The following is a 19,074-nucleotide window of genomic DNA, read 5'->3' on the forward strand; positions in this document are numbered from 1 at the left end:
TGGTAGAGACCACTCTCTCGCAGATCCGATGAAACAATCCCCCCATGGCGGAAATCATCCAGAAGGACGGCACGTGGGCCTTCGACGGCGATGCCCTTCGGCTGACGCCCGGTCGGGACAGGAACGTCAGCCTGCTGCGCCGGACACTGGGTGAACTCGTCGTCCCGCTGGGCGCGTTGGCGGGGATCTCCTTCGAACAGGGCAAGAAGACCGGGCGGTTGAGGCTGCGGCTGCGCGACGGCGCCGACCCGCTGCTGCACGCCTCCGGGGGCCGACTCACCGAGCCGAACGACCCCTACCAGCTGCTCGTCGAGTCCGACCGCTACGGCGTCGCGGAGTACTTCACGGACGAGGTGCGAGACGCACTGCTCCTGGACGAGGTCCCGTCCGACCCGGTGGACGAGTACCTGCTCCCAGGACCGCCCGTCCCGCTCTCCGTCTCCGCCGGGGACGGCACCGCCAGCTTCGACGGCGAGCGGATCCGCCTGGAGTGGAACTGGAAGACGGAGGACGCCAAGGCCGCCGCCGGCGCCCGCACGCTGGCCGTCACCGATGTCGTCGCCGTGGAGTGGCAGCCCGCGGCCGGACTGGAGAACGGGCATCTGCGCTTCACCGTACGGGGCGCGGCCACCAAGGCCCCGCCCAAGTACGACCCCAACTCGGTGGAACTGTGGGGCTTCAAGAAGGACCCACTGATGGCGCTGGTCGCGGCGGCCGTGCAGGCCCGGCTCCCGCACCCCTCGGCGGCGTCCGCGCCGGACGTACCGCCCCTGGAGCCTCACGCCCCCAAGCAGCTCGCCCCCGCCGACGCACGCGAGGACGACCACGACGCGCTGCTACGACGACTGCGCGAACTCGGCGAGCTGCACCGCACGGGCGTTCTGACGGACGAGGAGTTCACGATGGCCAAACAGGCGGTCCTCAAGCGCATGTAGCGCATGCGAGGACCGCCTGTGTGGGGTGCGCCCTGCCTTCCAGGCGCACGAACTGCCTTACAGCGGGCCTTACTTGGCCCGGCGCGCCACGGTGAAGTGGTCGATGCGGTCACCGGTCTCGGCGATGCCCGACACCTTCAGCTTGGCGTAGTGCCCCTTCGACGCGGGCTCTACGTCCACGCGCAGGAAGGAGTAGTTGAGGTAGCGCACCCGGGACCAGGCGACGGTCTCGTTGACCTTGCCGTCCTTGGTGTTGATGAACGAGGCGACGGAGTCGACCTCGTGCTCGTGCCCCTCGTAGGAGTCCGGCGCGGTGAACGCGTACAGGCTGCGGCCCGCCGCACCCGCCGTCACGTACACGACGCCCTCGGTCTCGGGGTACGCGGTCTCGCCGATCGGCAGCTTCTTGGTGACCTGGTTGCCCTTGATCACGTCGGTGCGCTCGTACTGGTGGTTGTGGCCGTTGATGACCAGGTCCACCGTGTACTTCTCGAACAGCGGCACCCACTCCTGTCGCACGCCCCCCTCCGAGGCGTGCGCGGTGGAGGTGCAGTACGCGCAGTGGTGGAAGAACACGACGATGAAGTCGATGTCCTTCGACGCCCGGAACTTCTTCAGCTGCGCCTCGAACCATGTGGTCTGGGTGCCGCCGGAGATGCCGAGGTTGGCGGGAATCTCGTACGACACGTCGTTCGGGTCGAGCGAGATGATCGCCGTGTTGCCGTGGACGAAGGAGTAGACGCCCGGCAGGTTCGCCTTGTCCGGCCCGTTGTCGGGGAGCGTGAAGCGGGCCTCCTCGCCGCCGTAGCCGTTCGGCGAGTACCAGGCCTCCATGTCGTGGTTGCCGTAACTCACCATCCACGGCACGGACTTGGCGACCGACTCGGTCTGGTACAGGAACTGGTCCCACACCCGCGAGTCGAAGCCGGTGTCGGCGGTCTTGCCCGCGCCGGCCGGGTCGGCGTAGGCGATGTCACCGGCGTGCAGGTGGAAGGACGGGTTCTGGCCGAGGATCAGGCTGTCGTTGGCCAGACCGTGGTAGCTGACGCCCTGGTCGCCGAAGGCCGTGAAGGTGAACGGCTTCTTGTGCCTGGGTGCGGTGGTGAAGGTGCCCAGGGTGCCGATCAGGTGCGGCTCGGCGGGGTCGAAGCCCTGGTGGCCGACGCCGTAGTAGTACGTCTTGCCGGGGCGCAGGTGGGTGAGCTTGGCGTGGATGTAGTACTGCGTGTGGTCGCCGCTGGCGCCGACGCCCGCCGGGGTGTAGAGGCTGCGGACCTCGGCCTCGATCTTGCGGGAGAGGTCCCAGGGGTGGGCACCGATACGGATGAAGGGCTTCTTCACCGCGACCGGCACCTGCCAGGAGACGGTCATCTCGGTGCTGGCGTCGCTGCCGTAGGCCAGGTGGCGGCCGAACGGGGCGACGAGCGAGCCGTCGACCGTCTCGGTGGCGGGGGCGGTGCGCTGCGTGGGGACGGCGGCCTGGGCCACCGCACCCGGCACGAACGCGCCACCGGCGACGGCGCCGATCGTCACGGCGCCGCCTCTCATCAGGTTGCGCCGCGAGAATCTGGCGCGCAGGTACTCGTGCTGCTCGGCCATGCTCATGCGCTCGGCCAGCTGCTCCGGTACTCCCATACGAGGTATGTCCATGACGTCTGAAACTCGTCGACATGAGCGACGAGGCACAAGACTCAGGATGGACAGTCTGCAAACAGAGGTTCATGAGAACACCAAAGAGCCGCAACAGAGGCCTGCCCGATATCGGGCAGGATTCTTGCGAAACGGCCTTCGGTAGCTCAGGATCTACCGGGTGCACGACGAACTTGTTGATCATCTGACGCGGTCCACGCCCCTCAGCAGGGGCGAGGCACTGCGGGTGATCCAGGACGTGCTCGCCTACTTCGACGAGACGACCGTGGAGTACGTCCGTCGCCGCCACCGCGAGCTGCAGGCCCAGGGCCTGGTGAACGCGGAGATCTTCGAACGGATCGAGGCGGACCTGAAATACCGGGCGGTCGCGCCTCCGGAGCTTACGCTCAGGCAGTTGCGCCGCATCGTCTACGGCTGAACCGGCTGCGGCCTGTTCGCCCACGACCGAGGGACCTATCTGTATGTGCGGAATTGTCGGATACATCGGGAAGCGTGATGTCGCCCCGCTGCTGCTCGAGGGCCTGCAGCGCCTCGAGTACCGCGGCTACGACTCCGCGGGCATCGTCGTCACCTCGCCGAAGACGGCCGGCCTGAAGCTGGTCAAGGCCAAGGGCCGGGTCCGCGACCTGGAGGCCAAGGTCCCGGCCCGCTTCAAGGGCACGACCGGCATCGCCCACACCCGCTGGGCCACCCATGGCGCCCCCTCCGACGTGAACGCGCACCCGCACCTGGACGCCGAGGGCAAGGTCGCCGTCGTCCACAACGGCATCATCGACAACGCCACCGACCTGCGCCGCAAGCTGGAGGCGGACGGCGTCGAGTTCCTCTCCGAGACGGACACCGAGGTCCTCGTCCACCTCATCGCCCGCTCCCAGGCCGAGACCCTGGAGGAGAAGGTCCGCGAGACCCTCCGGGTCATCGAGGGCACCTACGGCATCGCGGTGATGCACGCCGACTTCCCGGACCGGATCGTGGTGGCGCGAAACGGCTCCCCGGTGGTCCTCGGGATCGGCGAGAAGGAGATGTTCGTCGCCTCGGACATCGCCGCTCTGGTCGCCCACACGCGGCAGATAGTGACTCTCGGCGACGGCGAGATGGCCACCCTCAAGGCCGACGACTTCCGCACCTACACGACGGAGGGCACCCGCACCACGGCGGAGCCCACCACCGTGGAGTGGGAGGCGGCGTCGTACGACATGGGCGGCCACGACACGTACATGCACAAGGAGGTCCACGAGCAGGCCGAAGCCGTGGACCGCGTGCTGCGCGGCCGCATCGACGACCGCTTCTCCACGGTCCACCTCGGCGGCCTCAACCTGGACGCCCGTGAGGCCCGCCAGATCCGCCGGGTGAAGATCCTCGGCTGCGGCACCTCGTACCACGCGGGCATGATCGGCGCCCAGATGATCGAGGAGCTGGCCCGCATCCCCGCGGACGCCGAGCCGGCGTCCGAGTTCCGCTACCGCAACGCGGTCGTGGACCCCGACACCCTCTACGTGGCCGTCTCCCAGTCGGGTGAGACCTACGACGTCCTCGCGGCCGTCCAGGAGCTGAAGCGCAAGGGCGCCCGGGTCTTCGGCATCGTGAACGTGGTCGGCTCGGCGATCGCCCGCGAGGCGGACGCAGGCATCTACGTCCACGCGGGCCCCGAGGTCTGCGTCGTCTCGACCAAGTGCTTCACCAACACCACGGTCGCCTTCGCCCTGCTCGCCCTGCACCTGGGCCGCACCCGCGACCTCTCGGTCCGCGACGGCAAGCGGATCATCGAGGGCCTACGCAAGCTCCCCGCCCAGATCACCGAGATCCTGGCGCAGGAGGAGGAGATCAAGAAGCTGGCCGAGCAGTACGCCGACGCCCGCTCGATGCTCTTCATCGGCCGCGTCCGGGGCTACCCGGTGGCCCGTGAGGCCTCCCTCAAGCTCAAGGAGGTCTCGTACATCCACGCCGAGGCCTACCCGGCCTCCGAGCTCAAGCACGGCCCCCTGGCCCTCATCGAGCCGGCCCTCCCCACGGTCGCGATCGTCCCCGACGACGACCTCCTGGAGAAGAACCGCGCCGCCATGGAGGAGATCAAGGCCCGCAGCGGCCGCATCCTCGCGGTGGCCCACCAGCACGAGGAGAAGGCCGACGAGACGATCGTCGTCCCGAAGAACGAGGACGAACTCGACCCCATCCTGATGGGCATCCCCCTCCAACTCCTCGCCTACCACACGGCATTGGCCCTGGGCAGGGACATCGACAAGCCCAGGAACCTGGCGAAGTCCGTAACGGTCGAGTAGGAAGTCCCTGCGACGGCCGAAGCGATAATTGAGTAACCCCTACGGCGAGCAACCACGTCCGCGAGAGCGGCGCCGGTTTAGGCGCAAAAAGGGGAACGGACCCCCACGTGCCGCCACCAAGGCACGGGGGGTCCGCTCCATTCGCCGGGGGCCGCCCAAACCCCCGGCCTGCGCAGCTAGCCGGTGGCCGTCACGCCCCGACCGGCAGCACGCCGAGGAAGCACCGTCGGCCAGTGAGCCAACGCCGCAGTAGCCGCATACCAGGCAACCGCCCCGGCAGCCACGGCAAACCAACCGCCCACCTTCGCAAGCGACCCGCTCGTCGCGAACTGTGCGACCGCGAGAAGCACGAGCGAGACGAAGAACAACCCGTACGTCCCCTGCGTGAGTTGATCCCCACCCGCGAGGGTGAGCGACAACGCCACGAGGGCGAACAGCAGCAGGAAGAGACCGGCCGCGTTGGCGGACATCGCCGCACCGGCGGTGACGGCCCAGGTGAACCAGAGGGCGCCGAGCGCCGAGTACGCCGTGCCGTTGACGGAGTCGCCGTCGCGGAAGGCGAGCAGTCCGGCGACGAAGAGCGCAACGCCGCCTACGTAGTGGGCCAGTGAGACGGCGTCAGCGGCCGACACGCCATTGATCACGTCGGTGTATCCGAGTCCGAACGCCAACAGGGTGATACCCAGGGCGAGTCGGCCGACCACGGTAGTGGTTCCGCTTCCCGCAGAGACGTCGTTGTCCACGGCGGGCTCCCTTCATGCATGTGCAGTTGTGCGGTGACCGATATATGCCCTTCACAAAGGCACAAACACCTCTACGCGCGAGTAGATTTGCACGCTGCACAAAGGAGGGTGACCGTTCCCGGATCGCATCTCACCTGGGAGAACGAGGAGTTACGGAATGACAACGACGGGCCGCTTCGCCCGCTTGGCGAGCCGCCCCGCGACGGAGCCGAAAATCCGCCCCACGATGCCGTGCGTGGAGCCGACGACGATGGCGTCCGCCTCGTACTCCCGCCCCACCTCTTCGAGTTCGTGGCAGATGTCGCCGCCGCGCTCGACCAGGATCCAGGGCACCTCGGCCAGATAGTCCGCACAGGCGAGCTCGAGCCCCAGCACCTCGGTGCGGTGGTCCGGCACATCGACGAAGACCGGTGGCTCGCAGCCGGCCCACACCGTGGTGGGCAGCCGGTTGGCGACATGCACGATGATCAGGCCCGATCCGGAACGATGGGCCATGCCGATCGCATAGGCGAGGGCGCGCTCACTGGACGTGGAGCCGTCGAAGCCGACGACGACGCCGTGCTTGAAGGCTGGATCGCAGGAATGGCGTGGCTCTTCGGCCGCCTGGGGCTCGGCCGCCGTAGGGTCGGCGACGGGGCGCTTGCGGTCCGCGGGTTCGAAGAATTCGTGACCGGCCATGGCTGTCTCGGCGTTTTGATCCTTTATGGGAGGGCCCGCGAGCGGGGCTCGCTGACGGATCCAGCTGTGTACGGCGGAGCTGTGTCCGGGAAACATCTTCCCAACCCCATACCCCCAAGGGTACGGCGGCACGCCTCCTTAGCCCAGATCCCGCCCACCGGGCGTGGGGGTTCCAGGGAGCATGCACGAGGGGGCGCCCGTAACGCAATGGTTGCTGCGCTGTACAGGCGGTTTGCACAGGGTCCACTTACCCGGGGGCCGATGGGGAGGGGCGTACAGTGACCGCCCGGTCGAACACGCGTTGAACACCGAGACCCAGCCCTCAGGGAGCACGCATGTCCGGACCGCACCCCACCCCCGAGACTCCCCGCGCGACCGCCCCGCCCCAGGACACGGCGACCGATGTCGTCCGCTGGGCGGCGTTCAGCTGCGTCCTCGTCCCCGTGGTCCTCCTCTGGTACGGCACCTCGCTCGCCGGCGCCGCGGGCACGGCGCTCGGTCTCGCCGCCGTCACCGCGGTGTGCCGGCTGCTGCTGCGCCAGTCCGAGCGCGTGGCGGCCCGCCCGCCGAGCGAGGATCACACGTCACGTCGGGGCCGCCATCACAGAAGCGGCACGGGTGCTCACAGAGGCAGGCGTCACACTGGGGGAAGTACACCGGTCGGCTGACCGGTTTCCGTGCACGCGTCCGACGCTTTTCAGCCAACTTCCGGACACGGTGCATCCCTTGCCCCGACCACCCCCCAACCCCCGTTCCACCTGCAGAGAAAGGGGCTCGGGCGCCCCGCGTACCCTACGTGGATTGGCCACTGCGACAAGGCGCACTTCCCTGCACGGCCCGCGAGTGCAACGCTTCGTGATCGAATGCTTCACGCCAAGTTGCCATGTCGACATTGCGCCGGTTACCGAACTGGTCACACCGGCACCGCGCGACACAGTAGATTCGATCTTGACGTCTTACGGCGGGGGACTCGTGCAGGACCGAGGGGAAACGTGCAGGAGCGACACAACCGAGGAGCCGCGACCACCGAGGGGGGCTTAGCAGTATGAGCCACGACTCCACTGCCGCGCCGGAAGCCGCGGCCCGGAAGCTTTCCGGGCGACGCCGCAAGGAGATCGTCGCGGTGCTGCTGTTCAGCGGCGGCCCCATCTTCGAGAGTTCCATACCGCTGTCGGTGTTCGGGATCGACCGCCAGGACGCCGGCGTGCCGCGCTACCGACTGCTGGTGTGCGGCGGCGAGGAAGGCCCACTGCGGACCACAGGGGGCCTGGAACTCACCGCGCCACATGGCCTGGAGGCGATATCGCGCGCCGGCACGGTCGTCGTACCGGCCTGGCGCTCGATCACGTCTCCGCCGCCGGAGGAGGCGCTCGACGCACTGCGCCGGGCGCACGAGGAGGGTGCCCGCATAGTCGGGCTGTGCACCGGCGCCTTCGTGCTGGCGGCGGCGGGCCTGCTAGACGGCCGCCCCGCGACCACACACTGGATGTACGCGCCGACGCTGGCCAAGCGCTACCCGTCGGTGCACGTGGATCCGAGAGAACTGTTCGTGGACGACGGAGACGTACTGACGTCCGCCGGCACGGCGGCCGGAATCGATCTCTGTCTCCACATCGTGCGGACGGACCACGGCAACGAGGCGGCGGGCGCACTGGCCCGGCGTCTGGTCGTGCCGCCGCGCCGGTCGGGCGGTCAGGAGCGCTACCTCGATCGATCTTTACCAGAGGAGATCGGCGCCGACCCGCTCGCGGAGGTCGTCGCCTGGGCGCTGGAGCACCTCCACGAGCAGTTCGACGTGGAGACCCTCGCCGCCCGTGCGTACATGAGCCGGCGCACCTTCGACCGCCGGTTCCGCTCGCTCACCGGCAGCGCCCCGCTGCAGTGGCTGATCACCCAGCGGGTGCTGCAGGCGCAGCGTCTGCTTGAGACGTCGGACTACTCGGTGGACGAGGTGGCGGGTCGCTGCGGCTTCCGTTCGCCGGTGGCCCTGCGCGGCCACTTCCGCCGTCAGCTGGGCTCGTCCCCGGCGGCCTACCGTGCCGCGTACCGCGCTCGCCGTCCGCAGGGCGACAAGCCGGCCGATGTGGAGGGTGCGGCCGGGGCGCCGGGGCCTGCGCCCCTGCTGCATCCGGAGGGGCCGGTTCCGCTGCAGAGCCGCCGGACCGCGGCGAGTGCCGTCGGATCGGGTGCGTCTCTTTCCGCCGCGGCCGCGGCGGAGAACGGCCGCGAGGCCTATGTGACGAGCCGGGCGAGCCTGCCGGGGCAGCGCAGCGGTACGTGACGGCGAGGAGGGGGCAGGTGACCGAGGCCACCCGCCCCCTCCCCCCGTACCCCCGCTCCTCGAACACCAGAGGGGCCGATTTTGCGGGCGCCAGCCTTAGGGTGGTCGCATGAACGATCGCATGGTGTGGATCGACTGCGAGATGACCGGCCTCTCGCTGTCCGACGACGCTCTCATCGAGGTGGCCGCCCTCGTCACCGACTCCGAGCTGAACATCCTCGGCGAAGGTGTGGACATCGTCATCCGTCCGCCGTCCAAGGCACTGGAGACGATGCCGGAGGTGGTGCGTCAGATGCACACCGCGTCCGGGCTGCTGGACGAACTCGCCGGCGGCACGACACTGGCCGACGCGGAGGAACTGGTCCTCGCCTACGTCCGCGAACACGTCAAGGAACCCGGCAAGGCCCCGCTGTGCGGCAACTCGGTCGGCACCGACCGCGGCTTCCTGCTCCGCGACATGCCGACGCTGGAGGACTATCTGCACTACCGGATCGTCGACGTTTCGAGCGTCAAGGAGCTCGCCCGGCGCTGGTACCCGCGGGCCTACTTCAACAGTCCCGAGAAGAACGGCAACCACCGCGCCCTCGCCGACATCCGCGAGTCCATCGCCGAACTGCGCTACTACCGCGAGGCGATCTTCGTGCCGCAGCCCGGCCCCGACTCCGACACCGCCAGGTCGATCGCCGCGAAGCACGTCCTGCCTGCGGAGTAACCACCCCGAGGGGGCGCGGCAAAAGGCGTGCGCGAGCACCCCTTCGGACCCTGTACACTTTTTCTCGGCCGGTCGGAAAACCACGAAGTAGACCGCCGGTCGTGGTGGGTGTAGCTCAGCTGGTAGAGCACCTGGTTGTGGTCCAGGATGTCGCGGGTTCGAGTCCCGTCACTCACCCTGAGTAATCAGCCGGTGACCCTGAGAACAGGGTCACCGGCTGATTCGTTTGCGCCCCAAAAGGGCGCGGGACACTCAGGGGCACGTCGCCGCCCGCCACGCCGTCACCAACTCCCGTACGCCCGCGAACCGTTCGCCCGGATCCGCCCGCGTCCCCCGCTCCACCACCGCCAGCTGTGCCGCCGTACCCCGCCAGGCGCGCTCGTCGTCACCGGCGTCCAGGAGGAGGCGGACCGTGCGGGCCAGGGCATGGACGGTGGTGCGGCCGTCGATGACCGAACCCCGCCTCCACTCCTCCGGAGCCATGAAGCGGCGGGACCCGGGGAGACGGTCCTCCGTCAGTACGAAGGGGCCCGGGCGGTATTCGTCGAGGTCGATGAGGTGGAGATCGTCTGCGTCGAAGTCGTGGAGGAAGGCGCCGTCATAGAGGTCCACCGCGACCTGGCCCGCCGCCTCCACGGCCAGGTGGGCGTCGAGGATCCGGTCCAGGGCGTGCAGGACGCGTGGTACCGGAAGGGCGCGGAAGCGGGCACGGGCGGTGGCGCCGTAGAGGGGTTCGCCCTTGTACCAGGGCATCACCGCCGCCGTACGAGTGCCGCCCCGTACGGCGATGCGGCGGAGCTGAGGGACGATCACCGGATGGCGCACCGCCCGGTGAAAGGCCCAGCCCCGGTCCAGGGACCGCTGGGCCCGGTCCGTCACCGCCTCCTTGACGAACCAGCGGTCGCCGTCCGGGAGGAGGACCCCGTACGACACACAGCCCGAGTCCTGGTCGCGGAAGGTGCGGAACACCTCGCCCACCGTACGGAGGTACGGCTCGACGGCGGGAACCTCGTGGACGTCCAGCAGGGGATGAGGAGTCATGGGTGCCAGCATGCGTGCCCGGGCGGGCGGGTGAGGTTCATTTCTTGGGCGACGGGACGCCGATGTGGTGGTGCCCCGCCGGTCGGCAACCCCGCACGACACCGACCGCCGAGTGGGGTGGTCAGCGGTCCGCACGGCTCCGGCGCACACGCCGACCGCGCCGCTCACGGAGGTCAGCATCGCCATCCGGCGCGGAAACAACCACACCGCCCCATTGAGCTGCGGAGCCGCGGGACTCCCGGCCCCTGCAGCACATCGCGGAACCCGCCCCCGGCCACTGCTCGCAGCCCCCTCCGGCCGTACAGGCACACCACCCGAGCAGGCCTCCACCGGCCCTGCGGCCGTGATCAGCACAACGTCCGAGCCCCTGCACCCATCACGGGACGCGCCGAGACCGGGCTCGCCCACCCCCTTCGGCCGTGCAAGCACACCACCCGAGCAGGCCACCACCAGCCCTGCAGCCGCGATCAGCACGGCGTCCGAGACCCTGCACCCCATCACAGGACCCGCCGAGGCCAGGCTCACCCACCCCTTTCGGCCGTGCAAGCACCGCCCGAGCAGACATCCACCGGCCCTGCGACTGCGATCAGCACGGCATCCGAGACCCTGCACCCCATCACAGGACCCACCCCCGGCCTCGGCTCACCCGCCGCCTTCGGCCGTGCAAGCACACCACCCGAGCAGGCCACCACCAGCCCTGCAGCCGCGATCAGCGCGGGATTCGAGACCCTGCACCCCGTCGCGGGACGCGCCGAGACCAGGCTCGCCCACCCCCTTCGGCCGTGCAAGCACACCACCCGAGCAGGCCACCACCGGCCCTACAGCTGCGATCAGCACGGCGTTTGACCTGCCGGAATCGGACGGAGCGCCGTATGGCCGGATCGCCGTCAGGAAGACGTGCGCTGCACCAGTTCCGCCGCCAGGACCACCTGGCGGCGTTCCAGGTCGCGGGAGACGGCCGGGCGGCGGTCCGCGATCTCGGCGAGGAGCAGGTCGATCATGCGGCGGCCCATCTCCTCGATGGGCTGGCGGACGCTGGTGAGGGGCGGGTCCATGTGGCGGGCTATGGCCGAGTCGTCGTAGCCGACGAGCGCCACGTCGTCGGGGATGCGGCGCCCCTCCTCGCGCAGGACCTGGCGGGCGCCCGCCGCCATCACGTCGGAGCCCGCGAAGACCGCGTCCAGGTCGGGGCAGCGGCTGAGCAGTCTCGTCATCGCCCGGCGACCGCCCTCCTCGGTGAAGTCGCCCGGTTCGATGAGGAGTTCGTCGACCTCCTGGCCCGCGTCGCTCAGGGCGTCGCGGTAGCCGTCGACGCGGCGCTGGGCGCCGTAGACGTCGAGGCGGCCGGTGATGTGGGCTATCTTGCGGCGGCCTCGGGAGAGCAGGTGCTCGACCGCCGAGCGGCCGCCGCCGTAGTTGTCGGAGTCGACGGAGGTCAGGGTCTCCGCGGCCGATCGGGGACCGCTGATCACCGCCGGGATCTCCAGCTGGGCGAGCAGATCGGGGAGCGGGTCGTCCGCGTGCACCGAGACCAGCAGGACGCCGTCGACGCGGTGGGCCGCGAGGTACTGGGCCAGGCGCTGGCGCTCGCGGTCGCTGCCCGCGAAGATCAACAGGAGCTGCATCTCCGTGTCGGACAGCTCGGCGCCGACGCCCTTCAGCATGTCCGAGAAGTACGGCTCCGCGAAGAAACGGGTCTCCGGCTCGGGAACGACCAGGGCGATGGCGTCCGTGCGGTTCGCCGCGAGGGCACGGGCCGCCGTGTTGGGGACATAGCCGAGCTCGGCCACCGCCGCCTCGACCGCCGCGCGGGTCGCGTCGCTGACCCGGGGCGAGCCGTTGATCACCCGGGAGACCGTGCCGCGGCCCACGCCGGCGCGGGCGGCAACCTCTTCGAGGGTGGGTCGACCACCGCTCCGGTTCCGCATCTGGCTCCGCCCTTCCGCCGTTGTTACAGCTGGCCTGGAATCTAACAGTCCCGGGGGATCCGTGAACGTCCCCGGGGCTGCCGCCCCCGGACCCCAAGCCGATGGTCGCCGGGGTCCGCGTACCGGACTCCTCTCGTCCAGTTAACGGCCCGATAACTGAACACATCTCGCCACGCCGACTCCCTTGACACCCCCGCTCGAAGCGGCGAACCTTCAACACATCACTTGTGGGAGCGCTCCCACAGTACCTGACACATACACATCCCGCACGTTCCCCGCCCGAGCCGCAGCGTGTAGAACGGGCCCAACAATGCAGTTGGCCGGGGGGTCGGCACGTCAGGCAACAGGAGGACGCAAATGGGCACGAGTACCCGACGGTCCCGCAGGCTGATGGCCCTCGCGGCCGTGGCCGCGCTGACCACGGGGCTGCTGGCCGGCTGCTCCAAGGACTCGGACAGTTCGTCGAACGACAGCGGCGGCAACGGCAAGGGCAAGACCACACTGACCATCGGCACCTTCGGTGTGTTCGGCTACAAGCAGGCCGGCCTCTACGACGAGTACATGAAGCTGCACCCTGACATCAGCATCAAGGAGAACGTCACCACCCGTACCGACGTGTACTGGCCGAAGGTCCTCACCCGGCTGCAGGCGGGCTCCGGCACCGACGACATCCAGGCGATCGAGGTCGGCAACGTCACCGAGGCCGTGCAGACGCAGGGCGCCAAGTTCGTCGACCTCGGCAAGGACGTCGACAAATCGCAGTGGCTGGACTGGAAGAACGCCCAGGCCACCACCAAGGACGGCAAGCTGATCGGGCTCGGCACCGACGTCGGCCCGATGGCGATCTGTTACCGCAAGGACCTCTTCAAGAAGGCCGGTCTGGAGACGGACCGCACCAAGCTCGCCGCGCAGTGGAAGGGCGACTGGGCCAAGTACGTCGACGTCGGCAAGCAGTACATGAAGAAGGCGCCCGGCGGCACCAAGTTCGTGGACTCGGCCTCCTCCGTCTACAACGCGGCCCTCGGCGGCGGGGCCGAGCGCTACTACGACAAGGACGGCAACGTCATCTGGGACAAGTCCGACGGCGTGAAGAAGGCCTGGGACGTCGCCATGTCCGTGGCGACCAGCAACATGTCGGCGAAGCTGAAGCAGTTCGACCCGACCTGGGACCAGGGCTACGCCAAGGGCACCTTCGCGACGGTGGCCTGCCCGGCGTGGATGATCGGCTACATCGAGCAGAAGTCCGGCGCCTCCGGCAAGGGCAACTGGGACGTGGCGGCGGCCCCGACCGCGTCCAACTGGGGCGGCTCCTTCCTCGGCGTGCCGACGGCGGGCAAGCACCAGAAGGAGGCCATCGCCCTGGCGAAGTGGCTGACCGCGCCCGAGCAGCAGGCGAAGGTCTTCGCGAAGCAGGCGAGCTTCCCGTCGACCCCGTCGGCGTACTCGACCCTGAAGCCGGCCGCGGACACCACGGCCTACTTCTCGAACGCGCCGCTCACACAGATCTTCGCCGACTCGGCGAAGACCATCCCGGTCCAGTACTTCGGCGTCAAGGACCAGCCGATCAACACGGCGATCACCGACGTCGGCATCCTCCAGGTCGAGCAGAAGGGCAAGAGCCCGACGCAGGGCTGGGACGCGGCCAAGAACGAGGTCAAGGACGTGCTCGGCCAGTGACCAGCTCCCAGCAGGCTCTCGCGCATTCCGCGTCGAGCGCCGAGGCCGCGCCCGGCACCCCGCCGGGCGCGGCCCGGGGCGCTCACGGTCGCGGTACACCGCCGGGCCCCGACTCATGGCGCAGCCGGCTGTACCGCTGGGACATGAAGGCGTCCCCGTACGCGTTCATCGCCCCCTTCTTCATCATCTTCGGAGCCTTCGGACTCGTCCCGCTCCTGTATACGGCCTGGTACTCGCTGCACAACGTGCAGCTGTCCGGTCTGGACCACCAGACCTGGGCCGGTCTGGACAACTACAAGCACCTGCTGTCCTCGCAGTTCTTCTGGAACGCCCTGGAGAACACGTTCAGCATCGGCGTGATCTCCACGGTGCCGCAGTTGCTGATGGCGATCGGGATCGCACATCTGCTCAACTACCGGCTGCGCGGCTCGACCCTTTGGCGGGTCGTGATGCTCACCCCGTACGCCACCTCGGTGGCGGCGGCGACGCTGGTCTTCACGCTGCTGTACTCGTGGGACGGCGGCATGATCAACTGGCTGCTCCATTTCGTGGGTGTCCACCCGATCAACTGGCGCGAGTCCGACTGGGGCGGGCAGTTCGCCGTCTCCACGATCGTGATCTGGCGGTGGACGGGCTACAACGCGCTGATCTACCTCGCGGCGATGCAGGCGATCCCCTCCGACCTGTACGAGTCGGCGGCGATCGACGGCGCGGGCCGCTGGCAGCAGTTCCGCCATGTGACGATCCCGATGCTGCGGCCGACGATCCTGTTCACGGTGGTCGTCTCCACGATCGGCGCCACACAACTGTTCGGTGAGCCGCTCCTGTTCGGCGGGGTCAGCGGCTCGAAGGGCGGTTCCGCGCACCAGTACCAGACGCTCGGCCTGTACATGTACGACCAGGGCTGGGGCATCGGGAACCTCGGCAAGGCCTCCGCGATCGCCTGGACGATGTTCCTGATCCTGCTGGTCGTCGCCGCGATCAACCTGCTGATCACCCGACGGTTGAGGAAGTCCCATGACGACCAGTGAACTGACACTCCCTCAGGCGAAGGGGAAGGGCGAAGGCCGTGGCCCCGGACGCCGCAGGATGCTCGGCGCGGGCAAGCAGATGCACGCGGGCCCGGTCACCTATGTCGTCCTGACGGTCTTCGCACTGATCTCGCTGGCCCCACTGGTCTGGACGGCCATCGCGGCCTCGCGCAACAACGAGCGGCTCGCGCAGTCACCGCCGCCCCTGTGGTTCGGCGCGAACCTGTTCAAGAACCTCCAGGCCGCCTGGGACCAGGCCGGGCTCGGCACCGCCATGGTCAACTCCACGATCGTCGCCGGGACCATCACCATCGGTACGGTCGTGTTCTCCACGCTCGCCGGGTTCGCCTTCGCCAAGCTGCGGTTCAGGTTCTCGAGCACCCTGCTGCTGCTGACCATCGGCACGATGATGATCCCGCCGCAGCTGGCCGTCGTACCCCTGTATCTGTGGATGGCGGACCTGGGCTGGTCCAACCAACTGCAGACGGTCATTCTGCCCACCCTCGTCAGCGCCTTCGGCACGTTCTTCATGCGGCAGTACCTGGTGCAGGCGCTGCCCACCGAGCTGATCGAGGCGGCCCGGGTGGACGGGGCGAGCAGCCTGAGAGTCGTCTGGCACGTGGTCTTCCCCGCGGCCCGCCCCGCGATGGCCGTGCTGGGCCTGCTGACCTTCGTGTTCGCCTGGAACGACTTCCTGTGGCCGATCATCGCCCTCAACCAGCAGAACCCGACCGTGCAGGTCGCCCTCAACTCGCTCGGCACCGGTTACGTCCCCGACCAGGCCGTGATCATGGCGGGCGCGCTGCTGGGCACACTGCCGCTGCTGATCGCGTTCATCCTGTTCGGCAAGCAGATCGTGGGCGGCATCATGCAGGGCGCGATCAAGGGCTGACGGCTCGTCGTTCCTCGTTCCGGTCACGTCGTACGTCCTTGTACGTCCCCTCGGGGCCGGCCGGCGCCGCCTCGGCCCCTTTCCTCCCGCTCTTCCTCCCGCTGTTCCTGCCCCTGTCCCTCCCTCGTCTCTCCCCTCCAACTCTTCGGTCTCGACGACCACCTATGGGAGCGCTTCCATGCCTGAGTCCGCACAGCCGGTGACCTTTCCCTCCGCCTTCCTCTGGGGTGCCGCGACCTCCGCGTATCAGATCGAGGGGGCGGTGCGGGAGGGCGGCCGTACGCCCTCGATCTGGGACACCTTCAGTCATACGCCGGGCAGGACCGCCGGCGGCGAACACGGTGACATCGCTGTCGACCACTACCACCGGTACCGCGAAGACGTGGCACTCATGGCCGAGCTGGGCCTGTCCGCGTACCGCTTCTCGATCTCCTGGTCGCGGGTGCAGCCGACGGGGCGGGGCCCGGCCGTGCAGGTGGGCCTGGACTTCTACCGGCGGCTGGTCGACGAATTGCTCGAACACGGCATCAAGCCGGCCGTCACCCTCTACCACTGGGATCTGCCGCAGGAGCTGGAGGACGCGGGCGGCTGGCCGGAGCGGGACACGGCACTCCGGTTCGCCGAGTACGCGCAGATCGTGGGCGAGGCGCTGGGCGACCGGGTGGAGCAGTGGATCACCCTCAACGAGCCGTGGTGCAGCGCGTTCCTGGGCTACGGCTCCGGGGTGCACGCACCGGGCCGGACGGAGCCGGAGGCGTCCCTGAGGGCCGCTCACCACCTGAACCTGGCCCACGGGCTCGGCACCTCGGCCCTGCGGTCGGTGATGCCGGCCCGCAACTCGGTCGCGCTCAGCCTCAACTCCTCGGTGGTCAGGCCCCTTTCGCCGCATGACCCGGCGGATCTGGCGGCGGTGCGGAAGATCGACGACCTGGCCAACGGCGTCTTCCACGGCCCGATCCTGCACGGGGCGTACCCGGAGTCGCTGTTCGCGGCGACCGAGCTGATCACCGACTGGTCGTACGTCCTCGACGGCGACCTGGGCGCGATCCACCAGCCGCTGGACGCGCTGGGTCTCAACTACTACACGCCCACGCTGGTCTCGGCGGCCGAGGCAGACCCGAGCAACCCGCGCGCCGACGGCCACGGCGCCAGCGACCACTCCCCCTGGCCGGGCGCGGACGACGTCGCCTTCCACCAGACCCCGGGCGAACGCACCGAGATGGGCTGGACGATCGACCCGACCGGCCTGCACGAGCTGATCATGCGGTACACGCGCGAGGCGCCCGGACTGCCGCTGTACATCACCGAGAACGGCGCGGCCTACGACGACAAGCCCGACTCCGACGGCCGCGTCCACGACCCCGAGCGCATCGCCTACCTGGAGGGTCATCTTGCGGCGGTACGCCGGGCGATCACCGACGGTGCGGATGTCCGCGGGTACTACCTGTGGTCCCTGTTGGACAACTTCGAGTGGGCGTACGGGTACGAGAAGCGCTTCGGTGCGGTGTATGTCGACTACGCCACCCTTGCTCGTACGCCTAAGTCGAGTGCGCTCTGGTATGGGCAGGCCGCTCGGACGGGGACGTTGCCTGCGGTGGAGGTCGACTGAGTCGCGATTGGCCGTCGGTTGTCTGACGGCCCGTCGTGGCTGGTCGCGCAGTTCCCCGCGCCCCTTTGGGGCGCGGCGGAGCCGCATGGCGAAACCGCGCCGCGCCCCGGCCGGGTGGGGGAAGTGCGGCCGAGGCGCATCAACCGCCGGTGGTCAGTTGAAGGCGCCGAACGCCTTCGAGAAGGCGAACTTGTCCTGGGTGATGGAGCTGCAGGTGGCGTCGGCGGTGGGCTTGGTGCCGCCGGCGCACTGCTTGTCGCGGGTCGCCGACCACATCGAGATACCGCCGAGGCCCTTGGACTTGGCGAAGGACGTCAGCTGGGTGGCGTCGTCGACCTTGAAGATCTCGGACGAGACGTCGTTGACGCCGATCATCGGGGTGACGGCGACCGCCTTCCAGGCGGCTGCCTCGGAGAGCCCGAGCACGCTCTTGACCTGCGCCTGCGTGGCGGTGGCCGCCTGCTCGGCGTAGGTGCCCATGTCGCCGCTGTAGGAGGCGCCGTAGTCCATGGCCATGATGTTGACGGTGTTGATCTTCACGCCGTTGGACTTGGCGTTGGAGAGAAGGTTCACGCCGTCCTGGGTGAGGCCCTCGGGCATGACCGGGAGGGTGAAGGAGACGTCCAGGTCGGGGTGGGCCGCCTGGAGCTTGGCTATCGCCTTCGCGCGGTTCGTGTTCGCCGTGGTGTTGGGGAGCGCGCCGCCCTCCACGTCGAAGTCGACCTTGGTCAGCTTGAACTGGTCCACGACCTTGCCGTACGCCGTGGCGAGCGCGTCCGCCGAGGAGCACGTCGTCGCCAGTTCGGAACCGGAGGCGCCGCCGAAGGAGACGCGGACGTCACCGCCCTTGGCGCGCAGGGCGCCGATCTGGGATGCCACCCCGTCGCTGCCGAGGTCGGTCACACCGCCCCACTTGGGTGTGCAGCCGCCGCCGTCGGTGATGAAGGCGAGGTTGTAGTTCTTCACGCCCGTCGCGTCGGCGCTCGCGAGGAGATCGAAGGCGGGGTAGAGGGAGGTGTCGACGTAGGGGGCGAAGCCCGCGCTCGCCGTGGTGCCGGTGCCGGAGCTCTGGGTCGGGGTGGGGGTGGGGGTCGCCGTCCTGGTCGGCGTGGGAGTGGGTGTCGGGGACTGGGTGGGGCGGCCGCTCGGCTCGGGGGTCGGGCCGTCGTCCGCGGAGCACTTGGCGCCGTCGACGAGACAACTGCCGGGGTTACCGGTGCCGTTGACGACGAAGCCCACGGTGACGGACTTGCCGGGCGCGAGGCCGTCGGTGTCCCACTTGGCCGGGGTCACGGTGACGTGCTGACCGCTGACGCTGGACTCGGCGTTCCAGAGCGAGCTGAGCTTCGAGCCGGACGGCAGGTCGAACTCCAGCTTCCAGCTCTTCTCCGTCTGGCCGGTGTTGTTCGTGACGACGTACTGCGCGGTGTAACCCGTCGACCAGTCACTGGTCTTCGTGTACGCGGCGCCCACGCCCGCCGCCTGCGCGGTACCGGTGAGCAGGAGCGCGCCACCGCCGATCACGGCCGCGGCGACAGCTCCGCCGATCGCCTTGTTCCTGCCGCTCACCTTGCGCCGGTGCGTGCTCATCGCGTGCCTGCCTTCATGGTTCGGGGGT

The 19,074-nt window shown here is 69.1% G+C and carries 16 protein-coding genes and 1 tRNA gene; 11 read left to right on the forward strand and 6 right to left on the reverse strand.

Going from position 1 to position 19,074, the window contains the following annotated elements; all coding sequences use genetic code 11:
- Positions 1–44: 44 nt before the first annotated feature.
- Positions 45–935, forward strand: coding sequence for a DUF4429 domain-containing protein (locus ACWDAG_RS20265; protein WP_450696967.1), 891 nt, complete (start codon positions 45–47; stop codon positions 933–935).
- Positions 936–1,004: 69 nt separating this feature from the next.
- On the opposite strand, the gene ACWDAG_RS20270 is transcribed toward ACWDAG_RS20265, so the two are convergent.
- Positions 1,005–2,570 (reverse strand): fibronectin type III domain-containing protein, encoded by a 1,566-nt coding sequence (locus ACWDAG_RS20270; RefSeq protein WP_450697063.1) that lies wholly within the window; start codon positions 2,568–2,570, stop codon positions 1,005–1,007.
- Positions 2,571–2,745: 175 nt separating this feature from the next.
- Here ACWDAG_RS20270 and ACWDAG_RS20275 point away from each other — a divergent pair, with 175 nt between their 5' ends.
- Entirely contained in the window at positions 2,746–3,003 is a 258-nt protein-coding gene (locus ACWDAG_RS20275) for a hypothetical protein (RefSeq protein WP_232646768.1), read from the forward strand.
- A gap of 43 nt (positions 3,004–3,046) precedes the next feature.
- On the forward strand, positions 3,047–4,864 hold the full coding sequence (gene glmS / locus ACWDAG_RS20280) for a glutamine--fructose-6-phosphate transaminase (isomerizing) (protein WP_450696968.1): 1,818 nt from the start codon (positions 3,047–3,049) through the stop codon (positions 4,862–4,864).
- Between the two features lie 176 nt (positions 4,865–5,040).
- Here glmS and ACWDAG_RS20285 read toward each other — a convergent pair whose 3' ends face one another.
- Together ACWDAG_RS20285 and ACWDAG_RS20290 are read right to left on the reverse strand one after the other, a co-directional pair.
- A complete protein-coding gene (locus tag ACWDAG_RS20285; protein ID WP_450696969.1) occupies positions 5,041–5,607 on the reverse strand; it encodes a GPR1/FUN34/YaaH family transporter in 567 nt (188 codons plus the stop codon).
- Positions 5,608–5,757: 150 nt separating this feature from the next.
- Positions 5,758–6,285 (reverse strand): universal stress protein, encoded by a 528-nt coding sequence (locus ACWDAG_RS20290; protein ID WP_059191971.1) that lies wholly within the window; start codon positions 6,283–6,285, stop codon positions 5,758–5,760.
- Positions 6,286–6,620: 335 nt separating this feature from the next.
- On the opposite strand from ACWDAG_RS20290, the gene ACWDAG_RS20295 reads away from it, so the two are divergent.
- The 4 genes from ACWDAG_RS20295 to ACWDAG_RS20310 all read left to right on the forward strand — a co-directional run bounded on the left by ACWDAG_RS20295 (position 6,621) and on the right by ACWDAG_RS20310 (position 9,455).
- Positions 6,621–6,953 (forward strand): hypothetical protein, encoded by a 333-nt coding sequence (locus tag ACWDAG_RS20295; RefSeq protein ID WP_450696970.1) that lies wholly within the window; start codon positions 6,621–6,623, stop codon positions 6,951–6,953.
- A gap of 377 nt (positions 6,954–7,330) precedes the next feature.
- Entirely contained in the window at positions 7,331–8,566 is a 1,236-nt protein-coding gene (locus ACWDAG_RS20300) for a helix-turn-helix domain-containing protein (RefSeq protein WP_450696971.1), read from the forward strand.
- A 109-nt stretch (positions 8,567–8,675) separates the two neighbouring features.
- Positions 8,676–9,278 (forward strand): oligoribonuclease, encoded by a 603-nt coding sequence (gene orn / locus ACWDAG_RS20305; protein ID WP_450696972.1) that lies wholly within the window; start codon positions 8,676–8,678, stop codon positions 9,276–9,278.
- A gap of 104 nt (positions 9,279–9,382) precedes the next feature.
- A tRNA-His gene (locus tag ACWDAG_RS20310) sits at positions 9,383–9,455 on the forward strand.
- A 75-nt stretch (positions 9,456–9,530) separates the two neighbouring features.
- On the opposite strand, the gene ACWDAG_RS20315 is transcribed toward ACWDAG_RS20310, so the two are convergent.
- Positions 9,531–10,319 (reverse strand): serine/threonine protein kinase, encoded by a 789-nt coding sequence (locus ACWDAG_RS20315; RefSeq protein WP_450696973.1) that lies wholly within the window; start codon positions 10,317–10,319, stop codon positions 9,531–9,533.
- A gap of 887 nt (positions 10,320–11,206) precedes the next feature.
- Positions 11,207–12,247 carry a LacI family DNA-binding transcriptional regulator gene (locus tag ACWDAG_RS20320; RefSeq protein WP_450696974.1) on the reverse strand — a complete coding sequence of 347 codons (1,041 nt, stop codon included), beginning with the start codon at positions 12,245–12,247 and terminating at the stop codon, positions 11,207–11,209.
- Between the two features lie 357 nt (positions 12,248–12,604).
- Here ACWDAG_RS20320 and ACWDAG_RS20325 point away from each other — a divergent pair, with 357 nt between their 5' ends.
- The 4 genes from ACWDAG_RS20325 to ACWDAG_RS20340 all read left to right on the forward strand — a co-directional run bounded on the left by ACWDAG_RS20325 (position 12,605) and on the right by ACWDAG_RS20340 (position 17,456).
- Positions 12,605–13,924, forward strand: a complete 1,320-nt coding sequence (locus ACWDAG_RS20325; RefSeq protein WP_450696975.1) for an ABC transporter substrate-binding protein — start codon at positions 12,605–12,607, stop codon at positions 13,922–13,924.
- The gene (locus ACWDAG_RS20330; protein WP_450696976.1) at positions 13,921–14,955 is read left to right on the forward strand and encodes a carbohydrate ABC transporter permease; all 1,035 of its coding nucleotides are present in this window, start codon (positions 13,921–13,923) and stop codon (positions 14,953–14,955) included. The genes ACWDAG_RS20325 and ACWDAG_RS20330 overlap by 4 nt, the downstream gene beginning before the upstream one ends.
- Positions 14,942–15,847, forward strand: coding sequence for a carbohydrate ABC transporter permease (locus ACWDAG_RS20335; RefSeq protein WP_450696977.1), 906 nt, complete (start codon positions 14,942–14,944; stop codon positions 15,845–15,847). The genes ACWDAG_RS20330 and ACWDAG_RS20335 overlap by 14 nt, the downstream gene beginning before the upstream one ends.
- Positions 15,848–16,025: 178 nt before the next feature.
- Positions 16,026–17,456: a GH1 family beta-glucosidase gene (locus tag ACWDAG_RS20340; RefSeq protein ID WP_450696978.1), complete on the forward strand. Its 1,431-nt coding sequence runs from the start codon at positions 16,026–16,028 to the stop codon at positions 17,454–17,456.
- Positions 17,457–17,609: 153 nt separating this feature from the next.
- On the opposite strand, the gene ACWDAG_RS20345 is transcribed toward ACWDAG_RS20340, so the two are convergent.
- On the reverse strand, positions 17,610–19,046 hold the full coding sequence (locus tag ACWDAG_RS20345) for a glycoside hydrolase family 18 protein (protein ID WP_450696979.1): 1,437 nt from the start codon (positions 19,044–19,046) through the stop codon (positions 17,610–17,612).
- Positions 19,047–19,074 lie beyond the last annotated feature (28 nt).

Source organism: Streptomyces sp. NPDC001157, assembly GCF_053598255.1.